The following is a 13711-nucleotide window of genomic DNA, read 5'->3' as shown; positions in this document are numbered from 1 at the left end:
TTACCTCCGTGTTTTAATCTTCGTCTAAAATAACTTCGCATATATCTCCGATGTCACAATGAAACACCTGGCATATCCTCATCAGTACTTCAAGAGATACTGGCTCATTCTTATTTATCTTCGTTGCGGCGTATGATGTGATTTCGGCTGCACGCATTAAATCCTGTCTTTTCATTTGATTGTCAATCATAAGTTTTTGAAGTTTGTTATAGCATATCTTCATCAGTAACACCTCTTCATCTTATAATTCTTCTTCGTTACAGTTAACCATTTAACATTATATATTAAATTTTCAGGAATTTCAAGATTTCGGACAGAAATGTAACCTTTCATACACTAAGGTGTCACTTTTTACAAACACCTAATACGACTCTTTTAAAGAATAATAAAAAAAGAGATGCCGAAGCACCTCAATTATACATTCTATTATTAACATTTAATGCAATCATTGCTATGACCTTTATCTAACACATATAAAATTGATGTAGATTTAGAAGAATTTAGCGAAGGTTATGTAGCACACATCTATCTTGATTACGGTTGCTACAACGGATATATTAAGAAGCTGCTAGTAATGTTGTTTATCCTTGCCGATGATATTTCCTTTTTAGATGGCAAAAAAGAAGATGCCGATATGCTTTTCACTTATCACACACATCCTATTTTCCTAAAAGACAGAGAAACAACCGATTTCTCATAATGTACCCGATGGCTACTCAACCGAGCAGCCATCTTTTCAAATTTCCAGACACCGTCTGGAATTTTTAATATGCCGGAATACCGTATCCATAGATATTGCTGCTTCCGACTGTGTAACTGTCGTATTTCCTGCCGACCTTGCAGACTGTTTAATTGTTTTCTCCGTACGTTCCAGAGTTCGGATGCTCTGTTTTCCGACAGGATTGACTGATTGTTTTTGAAGCTGCTTCTCTGCACGCTTGGTCTTGAAATTTTCAATTCCCGTTTTGGCTTTCTGATAATTCTGTCTTGTTTCACGCACACCCCATCTGCCGACTTTATCCGCACAGTATGCTGTTTCGCGAACAGTCCTATCCGTTGCCGCTTCGATTTTATCGGAAGCATATTTCTCTGCGGAATTTTCCAAAGCGTTAGTAGAATGTTCTGCCTTATCTTTCATCATCACATAAGCTTTCTTCATTCGCTCCGTGGCAACTGCTACCTTATTTATGGTCTTGATTGTACCTTTGCTTGTATCTCTTGTTTTTATATCAGCCATCGGTTTCCTCCTTTCTCGAAAAATAATAGAGAGTGGGGTTTAATCCACTCTCTTAGCGACAACAAGCCTGCCATTGTTTCTTGAATATTCACAAGTAGAAAGAGAAATCAGCTTATCGCCATACTCTGCCGATACTCCGGTATCATACAGAGAAAGTTCCTTGCACTTGGCAACATACGCATCAAACTCTGCCGCATTTTCTGTGTCTGTAAACTCATAATACTTAAAGCTGTCGGAGCTGTTTGTATAAACAACGGTCTTAAATACTGCAATCACTTCATACTGGTGTCTGTCCGTCAGTGTATCAAAGATAATCGTCTTATGACCTTCCCAAAAGCTCTTGTTTCTGTACTTCATCAGTCCCGTAAGTAAAAGTGTCCGTTGCTACAAGCAACGCATATTAACATCAGTGCAAAATAAGAACCTATCAATCGTAATTTACAATTTAAAAAATGGGCAACTCCGATTGGAATTGCCCACTCATTGCACTAATTATGCGATTTTTTCTTGCTTGCACCGATTTCTGCATCAATTGATGTAAATCGCTGTTTTTTTAGTTTTTTATCAAATGAAGTACGTCCCGTCTATTTGGTTAAACGGTACATCGTTACATCAGCTTAATACAGCTTAGCACCAGCCGGAATATGGTTATCAACCATCAGAAGATGCAGTTCTTCATCCTCTGAATCCTTCAGGTTATTCACTGCTGAAAGCAGCATACCGCAAGACTCGATTCCCATCATCTTTCTTGGCGGAAGGTTGGTGATTGCGATCAATGTCTTACCAACTAATTCTTCCGGCTCATAGTAAGAGTGGATTCCGCTTAAGATCGTGCGGTCTGTACCTGTTCCGTCATCCAGTGTGAACTGAAGGAGCTTCTTGCTCTTCGGAACTGCTACACACTCTTTAACCTTTACAGCACGGAAATCTGACTTGCTGAATGTGTCGAAATCAACAGCCTCTTCAAACAGTGGCTCAATCTTTACATTAGAGAAATTGATTTTCTCATTCGGAGTAAAGAATCCGTTGTTGTCGTTGGCAGCCGGAGCTTCGTCAGCATCTGCTTTGGATGCATTCTTGTCGGAGTCAAGGGACTTCATTGTCGGGAAAACTGATTCGCTTACCATACTATCCCGTACTGTCAGGTATTATACATTATTTTCAAAAAGACTTCAACCTATTATAAGGTATTATTCAGTATGTATTTGTTGTAGTTCTGTTGCACACCACATAATTCTGTTGCACCTCATAGAATCGAACCCACAAGGACTCTTTCCTAGAATATGTCTAAATTATGTGATAATTTTTCTATTGCTTCTGTTTTTTTCATATCGGTGACTTCGGCATATATATCCATCGTTGTCTCAATATTTGCATGTCCCATAACTGCCTGTATCACCTTAATATTCGTTTCATTTTCGCAGAATCTCGTACAAAAAGTATGTCTCAAATGATGGCAGGAAAAATGTGGAATAATGATCGGCTCTCTTTTCTCCTTTTTTGCTTTTAAAATTTCTTCTGCATTGTAGTTTTCCCGGATGCGTTTGATTGTCCGGTTGACTGCCTGCGGATTATGAAGATTGCCAAACCGATTTGTAAATATAAATCCCTCCATACCGTCCAGTGTAACGGTACTGAATCCATTTTCTTTCTGATATTCATACTCTTCCATAAAAGCATTATATACTGGCTCCATCATCGGAACTGTACGAATGCCCGCCTCTGTTTTAGGTAACGAAACAGCAAATTCGCATTTGGTTGTTTCTGCTCTGCGTGGATAATATGTAACACTGTGATTAATATTGATCAGTCGTTTCTCTAAATCAATATCTTCCCATCGAATCCCAATAATCTCACCTATACGACATCCTGTACCTAAAAGAACCGTAAACAATGGTGCCCAATGATTAAATACCGGACTGTTCGATGTATAATTCATAAATGCTCTCTGCTGTTCTACTGTCAACGCATGTCTCACTCCATGATTCCTCCCTGGTTTCTTTTTTATTTCTGACATTACACCATGAGATGGGTTGTTTCGGATAATATCATCTCGCACTGCTAACTGAAATGTTGGATGAAGCACCGTATGAATCGTTTCCAGTGTATTAACCTGCAATTTTCTTTCATTTATCAAATGATAATAAAAGTACAGTACATCTGAATATTTAATTTCACCGATTTTCTTCTTTCCAAAACTGTCTCTGACGTAATGATCATACATGTACATATAATTGGTATATGTTGTTCGTCTCAACTCTGTTTTCGTAGAAATATATCTATCAAATACAAAATTAAGATTGGCATTTCCCGCAGCATACACATCAAGACCGTCTAATTGGTCTTTCAACAATTTCTGCTCTTTTTCCCTTAACTTAACCAAATCCTTGGAATATGTATATCTTCTTTTTCCAAATGGATCTGTATAAGTGTATATGTACATCAGGTCGGACTGGCGTTGACTCTCGCCTTTGCGTAAGGCCCTGCCTCTGTTATCTTTTCTTGCTTTTGCCACTGTAACTCCTTCCTAATGTAGCAAGGAGTCCTTGTGTTACTTTTCTGGCATCTGATATAAAAGCTCAATACCTTTTTGTATCGTTTGTGTTGTAGTCAGCTCATGCTTCGCTGCATACTCTGACAATTTCTGATATTCTTCCTCTGTTAAGCGGAAACTTACATTTTTCTTCTTAGGGGATTCTGCTTTCGGTCTCCCCATTTTAGCCACCGTATGCACCTCCTTCATAGCTTGATTACATTATACTTTTTGTCGTGCAAAAAGTCAATACTTTTCGTAGCACAAAAACTCTTGCAATACTATTTATCACTAAATACCGGTTCGGAATGTTTCCAGATATGCCTCAAAAATATCACAGTTCACCAGTACCAATTTATCCAGCTTATAAACAGCATTTGCTTCCTTTGCCATTTTTTCAAACTTACTTTGACACATGCTGTATATTTCTGCACCTTCTTTATAACGAACAAATCTTTTCCTATTTATAATATGTCTTTGCATTCTTTCGCTCCTTTCCCAATTTATAACAATCCCACAGGCAGCCATCGGGTAACAGCTTCATTGGTATTTCACCATCTTTCCAGACCGGGTAGCCTTCCCGGAAGTATCATTATCAGAAACAGTATCTTCGCCACAAAAATCCCACTTCCTGATCACAGTCAAATATTTATCGCTCGTGCCTTTACTTCAATATCATTTTGATATTTCTTCGTTTACAACATTTCTACTTTGCGTCACGATGTCGCAAAGTTATAATGCAGACAGTCTTGGCGTATTTGCTATATAGCTCCTCTGTTTCATATGTCCTGCAGGATAAATATTAAATTTTCAAGGTACAAACAATGCTAAATAGCTTTTTCAGCAGAAAGGGATGCTTTCAAATGTTTTTTAGCGAACTATTTTAAATCCAATAATTGTTTTTATCAATTTTGTTTCCAGACGTCTGCGAAGTGTTTCATCTACACAATAATGAACACAGCCATACTCATCATACATTTTTCTGACCGATAATTTTGCAATATATCCTTCATAATGTTTCAGAATTTTATTTATCGCCTGAATGTCACCCTCCAATGCTCTTTCGATTACCCAAAACGGTATCAATTTTTTATTATTTACGCTTTTTTCTTCCGTTTTCACCTGCATTTTCCTCCAGCATAATCTTTAATATTTCAAGCGATCGTGTACGATGCTCATGTACCGTACTTCTTACCAGGTTCAGTTTTCTTGCTATATCCGCATCATTCATTTCCATAAAGTATGACAAAAGAATAATGTCCCTTTTTCTCTCTGTCAGTGCAGTTAATGCTTCTGCCAATAGAGCATTTTTTACCTCTACATCATAACCGCCTGCCCGAAAATAGCTTTTTTCCAATTCATATTCATCAAATATAGAAAGGCTCTCCATCTCTTGTTCAGATAATTCTGAAAACAAAGTTTCATGTTTTCTAAGATAAGCTAAATGCCTTTCATAATCCACTATTTCGCCCTTTAGTGCCAATTTGCATTTTCGATCAAACTGGTGCATTACCCTTTTCTCATCGTAGGAAGAAGATTGCTCCATAGAGTTCACCTCCTTCCCGACCATGAGATATGAGCAAAGGTCTTTTTCCCTTTCACCCTTATCCCGATTGGGAAGCCCCCATTGTTCGGGTTTAAAAGAAAAACTCTATAAAAAAGTTCTTATGATATACAAAAAACGTCCTTATGGATTGAAATCCATTGGACGTTTTCATATAAATAATCTAATATTCAAAAATAATTTTCTTCCTCCATTCCATATAATAAAAAAAGCGGAAACAATTTTTTATCATCTCCGCTTATTCTTGCTCTTTTCAATTTTATATTTCAAAATACCAACATACTGAGAGATTAAAATTATAAAGGAAGTCAGTGCAACTAAGGAAAGTATGGCTAGTATTCCTGCAAGTGTACAACAACCAGCAAATACAATAACAGCAATTAAGACTTTCATGGTTACTTTTTTGCAGTGTTCTTTTTCAGTATCATCAAGTTCTCGATTGACACACTCTACTGGTGCAGCTTTCAATATCAATATCGCACTTACTAATATAAGAAGCCATGCTGTACCTACCGTAAATTTATATTTACTGTTAAAATACATTGCTATTGTCTGTACAGTGACTGAACATATAAAACATGATCCAAAACTGTTAAGATGCACGCCACCTGCATAAGTCCGTAGCAACATAAAAATCCCCGTAAATATTGCAAATTCCGGAATCATATGCATATATATTGCTATACTCAAACAAGTTACGAAACAGCATAGCATCTCAAGTCCAATCTGAAAGCCATATTGATATATGTCATATGATTCCGAAGGAACTGCACCGGTCTTAATAACATATTTTGTTAATTTTTCTGACAGCCGTCTCATTTCAAATCTTTTTAAGTTTTTTCAAGTCCTTCGGAACTTTCGGCTGGTGAAAGATATAGCAACATGCACTATCCGCTGACACTTTTCCAAGTTTTAAAGATACATTTGCCAGTGCTTTCGCTGACTGAGCTTTTACATTTTTCATATTCATAGTAAAACTCTCCTTTCGTTTTCTTTTTAAAACAATACTACAAAAATACATTCCATTTCTTTTTCTGTAAAAAAAACGAGTATTCATGTAACTTTTTCCTATGGCACTACTACAAACACCAATATTTCTTAACAAAAAAGGTTGCAATGAATTCATTGATCATTACAACCTTTTTGAGAACCATACTTTTTTAAGTACCATATCCACAATAATATCTCTTCTATTTTTTTTTGATATTCTTGTAAATCCTCCACATTCTCCAAATAATCATACACTCCTGCCTTCAATACCGAAAAAATATCCTGCTTTGTCCCATTTTCAATCAAAGCAAGAATTGGAATTGTATTTCCCAATATCCCTTTTACTCTGACGATAAATTCAAATGTTCCTTTTTCAACCATTTTTTTATTAAAATACATAATAATAACATCTGGAGTAAAATGCTTATCATCATCCGACCAATCATAGGTGCACCACTTCAGTTTATACTTTCCTTTTGTTATTTTATTTGTAGTTTTAAATATTTCTCTATGATCACTAAACAATAATATCTTTTTCATTCTACCCTACCATGACGTTCAAATCGTAAAATTATTTTTACATTTTATCATGTTATTTCAAACATTATTTACATTGTAATAATTCCGACTATTCGTGTAATTATTCCTTTTCTCCGTACAACACGACTCTCACCAGAAATCTTTCTGGTATAGAATCATCAACTGTAACTATTCCATTATACTTCGCTGCAGCTCGATAAACTGACGGCAAACCAACGCCATGATTTCCAGCATCGGATTTCGTAGATTTCAGTCTCTCATCCTTCATTTTTATTAATTGCCCCTGGTAACTATTCATTAAAAATATCAGCAGATTGCCTTTATCATATTTCATTTGGATTTTTATGTACTTCTTCTTTTTTACCCTTTCAGCCGCTTCTACAGCATTTTCTAATAAATTCCCAAGTATCAGACATATATCCGCACCCTTAAACTCCATCTTCATAGGAATCTTTATATCCAAAGAAAAATCTATCCCTTTCTTTTGTGCTGTTACATACCAATATCCAAGTAGTGAATCAATTACAATGTTGCCACTATTGGCAACCACAGATATTGATAAGCCACTTTCATCCATTATGTCCTGGATAAATTCTATGATTTTCTCGTCTTCTCCTTTCTCTGCGTAAGCAAGAATAGATACTAGATTATTTTTCATATTATGTTTCATGTCTCTTAATTGCAACATGGAAAGTTCTCTTTCTTGTTGATGTCGTTCACATAATTCCAATTGTTGTTCATAAACTGAAGTCATCCGCCTTAACTGTAAATCATCCGTCAACTTCACATAAATATAAAAAATCAATATATTTAAGCACAGCAAAATAATCGCAGCAATTGCAGAATGAAAATATGCACGATCATTATTTATTTTGTAGCTAAATAAGAAAACCTCATTCATAACATAAATACTTCCAATTGGAATTAAAATTAACATAATACTGTATTTAACAGAAAATTCTGTAATTCCACCTACCGAAAATATTTTTCTTAGTGCAAATATAATCAGTAAAAATAATATTTTTGATATGACTGATCCTAGGATTCCGTACATCTGAGAATATCTAAATTGATTACAATAGATTGAAAGTATATAACCACTTACTGTTTCTATCATCATCCAAATTGCATTAAAAGCCAGAACAAAAATACATTTATTCAAATTCCTTCCTTCATAAACACACATAGCTGAAATAAATGTTATTACAATTGTAACGCTTATATTGATGTAAACTGGTAATATACTGGCATTCAAAAGCATTAACTGCCAGACTGCAAAAATGGTGTAGCCAATTACAATTGTTATCTTTTTCTTTCTTCTTGTAAAAAATATAGAAAAATAGCAAGAAAACAGAAATATCGCAAATATTACGAGCAATATCTCTGTCACATTCATCAACATTTTATTCACCAACATAAAATGTATCCTCCATCGAGCAGTACTGTTCACTAATCATTTTTCTTCTATCTTCACTGATTGAAATCTTCTTTCCATTATCCATTATAACAAAGTCATATGCCAATCCATCCACATGTCTATAATTTACAAGAAAAGATTGATGCACACGTAAAAACGGCATTTTACAGTTCTTCAAGCTTTTCTCAATCTCATTCAGTTTTTCGTATACTTCATAGGTATCTTTTTCTGTTACAATGGATATTTTTCGTCTATTGCTTTCAAAATATAAAATGTCTCTTACCGGAACTTTATAACTTATTCTCTTATAACTATATCGAAAATAAAAATCGGTATTATTTATATCACTGAATGCAGCTTTAAAACATGTTTCCATCTGTTCTTCAGCTACTGGCTTCACGAGAAATTGAAATGGACGAACAGAAAAAGAGTCTCTCATATGATTTTCATGGCTTGTGACGTAAATAATCAAAACATTTTTGTCATACGTTCTTATTCTTTTTGCTACTGAGATACCATCTTCTTTCGGCATTTCAATATCAAGATAAATAATATCAAATTTACTGTCCTTTATAATAGCATCCAGCAAACCTTGTCCATTCCAGAAAACTTCCGTCTCTACTTCAACAAAATTTTTGTTTGCTATTTTTCGTACTAAATTTTCAATCGTTCCTGTAATCTGTATATCATCATCGCAAATTGCTATATTTAGCATTTTAATCCACTCTCTTCTGTTCCCTTTTTCTCTTTTCATCCAATTTTTTAATAATTTGTATAATTGACCATATCATTTCCTGATCATATTTATCCAGGTTCTTGTATATCTCCACAAGATCATAGTATTCGTCCAACGTCTCATTCACTTTCATTTGTCCCTGTAAATCTCTCTTAACCTCTGATAGCCCTAACAAATAATCTGTTGTCACATTAAAATATACCGCTATTTTTTTTAGAATGTCTACTTTAATAAACGTAACATCTCTTTCATATTTACTGAGCATCTGTTGTGTTATTCCTAATTCTGCGGCCAAAATTTCTTGTATTAACCCTCTTTTTTCACGAAGTTGTTTGATACGACTTTCCATAATTGGTTACCTCTTAAACATATTTTACTATCATGCTACCTTAATTCTTTTCAGTCGGTACAAATAATAGAAGTAATCAATTACCTTTAATTATAAACTCCAATTTTCCCTATTTTCAAAAATACAAGCCCCCTGAAAGCATCAAATATAATGTGAACTTCCAGTCTTTTTCCGTCTAAATCGAGTGACACTATATATGTGACTCAAAATAATTCTATTTTTCTGTCTTTTCTCCATCTGATCCTGCATTTAAAAAGTTCATGATCTCCTCATATGACCGTCCACTTTTTACAACCGCTGACAGGATTTCTTCTTTCCTTATGGCATCACGCTTGTCTAGCAGCTCTTTCAGATTTGCTGTTGCCTGATCATATTTTTTCTTCGCTGCTATAACATCAGCCTCTGCTTTTTCAATCTTTTCTTCCAATGCTTCCCTGCTTGTTTTTCTTGTTCTTGCCATCTTTATTCCCTTCCTTATTCAGCTTTTTTCAGTTCCTTACTCAGCTCTGATGCAAAGTATTTTATACTGTTTGTATCCAGTCCAAAAGCTTTCAATATTACTTTCTGATTCGCTGTTACTGCATGATCCAGCCGATATATATTATCTAACTGGCGTACCATTTCTATTTTTTCCAGCTCTTTTAGTGCCGCCGGTACAGTCATATAATTCGGTCTCTTATCCAGTTTTTTCATCTCTTCTTTTAGTTTTATATACATCTTGCAGCGCACGATCATAGCTACGAACTCAACAAATATCTTCGCTCTTGCTGATTCTTCTGAATACACCCGGATGCTCTTATTTCCCAGATATGATTTATCTCCACGGAACAGTTTCTCCGATACATCCCTGCTCTTATATAGCTCGATTGCTTCCTTCGCACTCATCTTTTCCGATGTAATGATACAAAAATATCCTGCCAGATCGAGTTCTCTTTCTAACACACTGTTGCGTTCTTCCGGCAATACAAAAGCCTGGCTCTTTTCATCATAATGAAGGTTAAAGTACTTCTCAAATCCAGGGCCGAATTCCTTCACTTTATTCTGATACTTTTTCAGATACTGTGTCATCTGGTTGATCCTGTTTTCAATCTCTATCCGTTCTGCACTTTCTTTTGAAATACTATGATACAAATGAAAATAACGTTCTTTTTTATCACTTGCATACAGCCTGTGCCGTATTGTCTTTCCGTAAACTCCATATTCATAGATATTGTTTGCTCGCTTATTCTCGAATGTCCCTTTATTTTCCAGGATCAATCCATTTACAAGGGCAGACATCCCTTTTACCATGATTATAAAACTATACCCACATTTGTCCATATATTGTATGTTTTCGCAGCTGAAATAACCCCTGTCCAAAATAAATCCGATCTTCTTATAACCATATCCAGATGCCTTATCCAACATGAACTGAAGCTGGGAGATATCATTCAGGCTGCCAGGATATTTTTCATAAAATAATGGTTCCTGATTACGGGTGCCATACGCAACTGTATAATTAAATACTGCCTCTCCCACATCTACTTTCGGATGCCCAAATTCGACCATTTCTATATCTCCCGCCTGACAGTTTTTATTCGTTGAATCATAAGAAATATAGATCTTTTCGCGGTAATCCCGTGACTCATTCCATGTATTCAGAAAGCCTGTACTTTGGTTATCTGTTATTGAATTCAAAAAGTCTGATACCCTCGAATCACTGTATTGTTTCATCTTTTCCGTAAAAAGTGGATGGTTGTATGTATAATCCGGATAGTATTGTGCTGCATTATTTTCTGCTATGATCGAATAAACAACCAGATCTAAAAACAGCCCCATATCATGCGGTTCAAAATACTTTCCAAGGATATCTTTCAATCTGCATTCTTCTATGATCTTACGCAGTACAAAGTATGTTCCTACTCTGAGACAACTGCTTCTGTAAGTCCTGTTTTTGCATTCTGGAAGCTCTGCATCAGGAAAATATTTCAGGAAATTTTGATTCGGTCTCATAAGTTCCAGATCCGTATCTGACAGTTTTCCAATCGTTACTCTTTTGGGAAAAGTATACTTTCTGGATGGATCATAAACCCGGTCATACTCATACTCTATATATACAACATTTGACTTTTTTCTCCGTGTGATCTTGCCTTTTACAGTTGGTACTTTCACTAAAAAATCCAGATACATAACGCCCTCCTTTTAGGCGGTTATCCGCCTAAAATAATTGTACTATATTTCCCGATCTTCCGCAACGGAAAACCGCAGAAAACCGGGATTTTTTATGATTTTATTTTGTTCTTTTTTCTTTAGGTGGAAAAATTACTTGCAATTTACCACAAACCTTTGCTCAATCTTTTTACTTAATCATAAGTATACTCGATAACAAGAAAACTATAATGCTTAATACAGTGTATATCTTATTTAATAAATTTTTATTTTTTATTCCAAAGTACATCGTTATCCATATATACATCACCATTATCACTCCAAAAATAATACTTAAATAAATACGACTTTTTAATAGAATTGTTACTATTACTGACATAATTATAATATATATGGTTGGTATAATTGAAAATTGCAAAATAATTTTAGATAACTTAAAAGGTATATATAATCCATTTTTTTGTTTTTCCACAAGATCCGATAATTGTTTAAAAAAAGCTTGTATACTAAACTGAAATAATGAAAAGACGCCAAAAATTAGCAAAAAATATCGTATTTCTTTAAACTCCAATACTGGTATACTCCAGAATACTGGCAGCGTATATATCATAAAAGTTAAGGAAAAACATACAATTCCTATAATAATTGGTAGTTTACCAATCCTACTAATTGATATAACTGCTTTCCACACCAATGGATATTTTTTTAAAAAGTCCGGCATATATTCTTTTCCATAAAGTTTTCTTGCAATTTTTTCTTTTGAGTACTGATTTAGTAATATGGTATCGTTATTATTTTGTGCTACCAAAACCTTATCTAAATACTTAATATCATTCTCATATTTCAAATAATTTATATTCAAATATTTTGCCGTATATATAAATATCAGAATCATACAAACCAAATTAATAAATTCTATTATTACAGAAGTACAACTTGTAAGTGTTAAAATACTCAAAAAAACAAAAATCGCTTTCCATATATATATATATGATTGTTTTATTACATTATAAATATTCCAAGAAACTAACAACCCTTCAATCAAATATATAGTATACCCCCCAAATACCATCACATATTTATTTGATTGAAAACTTCCGCATGTACAAAATGCCAACAGCAATGACAATAGCACATATTTTATTACAAAAAAAGCATACTTGAGCACAAATACATCTCTAATTTTTCTTGTATTAAATAAATACAGAGTCATAGGCTTTACAACGATTTGCGGCATACTGTTTTTTCTCATCTTACAGATAATAGAAGCCAACATACACAAAAAGGATATAAAATAGATTTTACTATCAAACATTTTTATAGATTTAATTATGTTAAAAAAATCTTTTCCTATTATAGAAAGCACCATTGCTAAAAAAATTATTAATCCAACAATTGGTATATACATATTTCTTATTAGCCGAACTTTTTCTCTAATTTTATTTAAAGCTAAAAATTTATATACTTTCATCTCATTGCTCCCTACTTTCAATAATCTGAAGATACAATTCTTCTACACTTTTTTTACTATCAAGTCCATATTTCTTTGCAATTTCTTGTTTACTTCCAGCTGCAATAACTTCACCTGCACATATCATAATATATTTATCACATAACTCTTCCACCATATCTAATAAATGTGTAGAAATCAGTATTGCCTTATTATTAGCCCTTGATTCGATTAATAAATTTTTAAATTCTTTAATTTGTTTTGGATCTAATCCATTAAAAGGTTCATCTGCAATAAAAGCCTCATATTCTCGCAGCATTGCTATTGCAATCAACATTTTTTGCAAGGTTCCTTTCGATAGCATACTTGGAATTTTATGTAAATGAGGCTGCAATTCCATACGCTTTACAAGTTCCTGTATATCTATATCATTTGATGGATATAACGCATGAACAAATTGTAAATGCTCCATCAAAGTTAACTCTTCATAATAAACAGGTTCATCCGGAATATATGCAATATTCAATTCATCCATTTGAATATCTTTCAGCAACTTTCCATTTAATAATATCTCACCGCTTTTAGGAATAAGCTTTTTTACGATATTATATATAATTGTCGTTTTACCGGCTCCGTTAGCTCCGATTAATCCTGTAATTTCTCCTTTTTCCACTCCAAAATTTACATTTTTTAAAATAACATTTTCTCCATATGAAAAGTTTATATTTTTTAATTCTAAGTACATAT

General features: G+C 34.0%; 17 protein-coding genes and 2 pseudogenes. All 19 read right to left on the bottom strand.

From position 1 onward, the window contains the following. Positions 1 to 13 precede the first annotated feature (13 nt). The 19 genes and pseudogenes from NQ503_RS01020 to NQ503_RS00930 all read right to left on the bottom strand — a co-directional run bounded on the left by NQ503_RS01020 (position 14) and on the right by NQ503_RS00930 (position 13709). A complete protein-coding gene (locus NQ503_RS01020; protein ID WP_002587820.1) occupies positions 14 to 223 on the bottom strand; it encodes a helix-turn-helix domain-containing protein in 210 nt (69 codons plus the stop codon). Between the two features lie 513 nt (positions 224 to 736). Then, entirely contained in the window at positions 737 to 1237 is a 501-nt protein-coding gene (locus NQ503_RS01015; protein WP_005421699.1) for a hypothetical protein, read from the bottom strand. Positions 1238 to 1276: 39 nt separating this feature from the next. Next, positions 1277 to 1609, bottom strand: a pseudogene (locus NQ503_RS01010) (sortase); the annotation flags it as partial. Between the two features lie 245 nt (positions 1610 to 1854). Next, a pseudogene (locus NQ503_RS01005) lies at positions 1855 to 2349 on the bottom strand (hypothetical protein); the annotation flags it as partial. A gap of 164 nt (positions 2350 to 2513) precedes the next feature. Further along, positions 2514 to 3752, bottom strand: a complete 1239-nt coding sequence (locus tag NQ503_RS01000; protein WP_044924602.1) for a site-specific integrase — start codon at positions 3750 to 3752, stop codon at positions 2514 to 2516. Positions 3753 to 3788: 36 nt separating this feature from the next. Then, positions 3789 to 3953 (bottom strand): CopG family transcriptional regulator, encoded by a 165-nt coding sequence (locus tag NQ503_RS00995; protein ID WP_334290502.1) that lies wholly within the window; start codon positions 3951 to 3953, stop codon positions 3789 to 3791. Between the two features lie 108 nt (positions 3954 to 4061). Beyond that, positions 4062 to 4253 carry a DUF6462 family protein gene (locus tag NQ503_RS00990; RefSeq protein WP_044924599.1) on the bottom strand — a complete coding sequence of 64 codons (192 nt, stop codon included), beginning with the start codon at positions 4251 to 4253 and terminating at the stop codon, positions 4062 to 4064. Between the two features lie 387 nt (positions 4254 to 4640). Next, on the bottom strand, positions 4641 to 4898 hold the full coding sequence (locus NQ503_RS00985) for a helix-turn-helix domain-containing protein (protein WP_005421685.1): 258 nt from the start codon (positions 4896 to 4898) through the stop codon (positions 4641 to 4643). Next, positions 4864 to 5316 (bottom strand): sigma factor-like helix-turn-helix DNA-binding protein, encoded by a 453-nt coding sequence (locus NQ503_RS00980; protein WP_044924595.1) that lies wholly within the window; start codon positions 5314 to 5316, stop codon positions 4864 to 4866. Before NQ503_RS00980 ends, NQ503_RS00985 begins: the two co-directional genes overlap by 35 nt. A gap of 246 nt (positions 5317 to 5562) precedes the next feature. Next, positions 5563 to 6153 (bottom strand): accessory gene regulator B family protein, encoded by a 591-nt coding sequence (locus NQ503_RS00975; RefSeq protein WP_005421682.1) that lies wholly within the window; start codon positions 6151 to 6153, stop codon positions 5563 to 5565. A 1-nt stretch (position 6154) separates the two neighbouring features. Then, complete coding sequence (locus tag NQ503_RS00970; protein WP_082246472.1) at positions 6155 to 6304, bottom strand: cyclic lactone autoinducer peptide; 150 nt, start codon at positions 6302 to 6304, stop codon at positions 6155 to 6157. A gap of 152 nt (positions 6305 to 6456) precedes the next feature. Further along, complete coding sequence (locus tag NQ503_RS00965) at positions 6457 to 6864, bottom strand: response regulator (protein WP_005421680.1); 408 nt, start codon at positions 6862 to 6864, stop codon at positions 6457 to 6459. Positions 6865 to 6964: 100 nt separating this feature from the next. After that, the gene (locus tag NQ503_RS00960) at positions 6965 to 8281 is read right to left on the bottom strand and encodes a sensor histidine kinase (protein WP_005421679.1); all 1317 of its coding nucleotides are present in this window, start codon (positions 8279 to 8281) and stop codon (positions 6965 to 6967) included. Beyond that, positions 8268 to 8996: a LytR/AlgR family response regulator transcription factor gene (locus tag NQ503_RS00955; protein ID WP_044924590.1), complete on the bottom strand. Its 729-nt coding sequence runs from the start codon at positions 8994 to 8996 to the stop codon at positions 8268 to 8270. Before NQ503_RS00955 ends, NQ503_RS00960 begins: the two co-directional genes overlap by 14 nt. Position 8997: 1 nt before the next feature. After that, complete coding sequence (locus NQ503_RS00950) at positions 8998 to 9366, bottom strand: helix-turn-helix domain-containing protein (RefSeq protein WP_005421676.1); 369 nt, start codon at positions 9364 to 9366, stop codon at positions 8998 to 9000. A gap of 214 nt (positions 9367 to 9580) precedes the next feature. Next, positions 9581 to 9826, bottom strand: a complete 246-nt coding sequence (locus tag NQ503_RS00945) for a hypothetical protein (protein ID WP_005421672.1) — start codon at positions 9824 to 9826, stop codon at positions 9581 to 9583. Between the two features lie 14 nt (positions 9827 to 9840). Next, positions 9841 to 11535, bottom strand: coding sequence for an IS1634 family transposase (locus tag NQ503_RS00940; protein ID WP_005421670.1), 1695 nt, complete (start codon positions 11533 to 11535; stop codon positions 9841 to 9843). 169 nt (positions 11536 to 11704) lie between these two features. After that, entirely contained in the window at positions 11705 to 12985 is a 1281-nt protein-coding gene (locus NQ503_RS00935) for a hypothetical protein (RefSeq protein WP_138276804.1), read from the bottom strand. Position 12986: 1 nt separating this feature from the next. Continuing rightward, positions 12987 to 13709, bottom strand: coding sequence for an ABC transporter ATP-binding protein (locus NQ503_RS00930; protein ID WP_005421665.1), 723 nt, complete (start codon positions 13707 to 13709; stop codon positions 12987 to 12989). Between the last annotated feature and the right edge of the window lie 2 nt (positions 13710 to 13711).

This window comes from Blautia obeum ATCC 29174 (assembly GCF_025147765.1).
Taxonomy (GTDB): domain Bacteria; phylum Bacillota; class Clostridia; order Lachnospirales; family Lachnospiraceae; genus Blautia_A; species Blautia_A obeum.
The sequence above is the reverse complement of the archived record's forward strand: the minus strand, read 5'-3'. Positions and strand labels throughout refer to the sequence as shown.

What these genes read in the sequence shown, in the direction of transcription:
- NQ503_RS00970 (WP_082246472.1), bottom strand. Translation starts at nt 6,304, where the DNA reads ATGAATATGAAAAATGTAAAAGCTCAGTCAGCGAAAGCACTGGCAAAT.
- NQ503_RS01015 (WP_005421699.1), bottom strand. Translation starts at nt 1,237, where the DNA reads ATGGCTGATATAAAAACAAGAGATACAAGCAAAGGTACAATCAAGACC.
- NQ503_RS00960 (WP_005421679.1), bottom strand. Translation starts at nt 8,281, where the DNA reads ATGTTGGTGAATAAAATGTTGATGAATGTGACAGAGATATTGCTCGTA.
- NQ503_RS00965 (WP_005421680.1), bottom strand. Translation starts at nt 6,864, where the DNA reads ATGAAAAAGATATTATTGTTTAGTGATCATAGAGAAATATTTAAAACT.
- NQ503_RS00995 (WP_334290502.1), bottom strand. Translation starts at nt 3,953, where the DNA reads ATGGGGAGACCGAAAGCAGAATCCCCTAAGAAGAAAAATGTAAGTTTC.
- NQ503_RS00985 (WP_005421685.1), bottom strand. Translation starts at nt 4,898, where the DNA reads ATGCAGGTGAAAACGGAAGAAAAAAGCGTAAATAATAAAAAATTGATA.
- NQ503_RS00980 (WP_044924595.1), bottom strand. Translation starts at nt 5,316, where the DNA reads ATGGAGCAATCTTCTTCCTACGATGAGAAAAGGGTAATGCACCAGTTT.
- NQ503_RS00990 (WP_044924599.1), bottom strand. Translation starts at nt 4,253, where the DNA reads ATGCAAAGACATATTATAAATAGGAAAAGATTTGTTCGTTATAAAGAA.
- NQ503_RS00935 (WP_138276804.1), bottom strand. Translation starts at nt 12,985, where the DNA reads ATGAAAGTATATAAATTTTTAGCTTTAAATAAAATTAGAGAAAAAGTT.
- NQ503_RS00940 (WP_005421670.1), bottom strand. Translation starts at nt 11,535, where the DNA reads ATGTATCTGGATTTTTTAGTGAAAGTACCAACTGTAAAAGGCAAGATC.
- NQ503_RS00955 (WP_044924590.1), bottom strand. Translation starts at nt 8,996, where the DNA reads ATGCTAAATATAGCAATTTGCGATGATGATATACAGATTACAGGAACG.
- NQ503_RS00930 (WP_005421665.1), bottom strand. Translation starts at nt 13,709, where the DNA reads ATGTACTTAGAATTAAAAAATATAAACTTTTCATATGGAGAAAATGTT.
- NQ503_RS00975 (WP_005421682.1), bottom strand. Translation starts at nt 6,153, where the DNA reads ATGAGACGGCTGTCAGAAAAATTAACAAAATATGTTATTAAGACCGGT.
- NQ503_RS00950 (WP_005421676.1), bottom strand. Translation starts at nt 9,366, where the DNA reads ATGGAAAGTCGTATCAAACAACTTCGTGAAAAAAGAGGGTTAATACAA.
- NQ503_RS00945 (WP_005421672.1), bottom strand. Translation starts at nt 9,826, where the DNA reads ATGGCAAGAACAAGAAAAACAAGCAGGGAAGCATTGGAAGAAAAGATT.
- NQ503_RS01020 (WP_002587820.1), bottom strand. Translation starts at nt 223, where the DNA reads ATGAAGATATGCTATAACAAACTTCAAAAACTTATGATTGACAATCAA.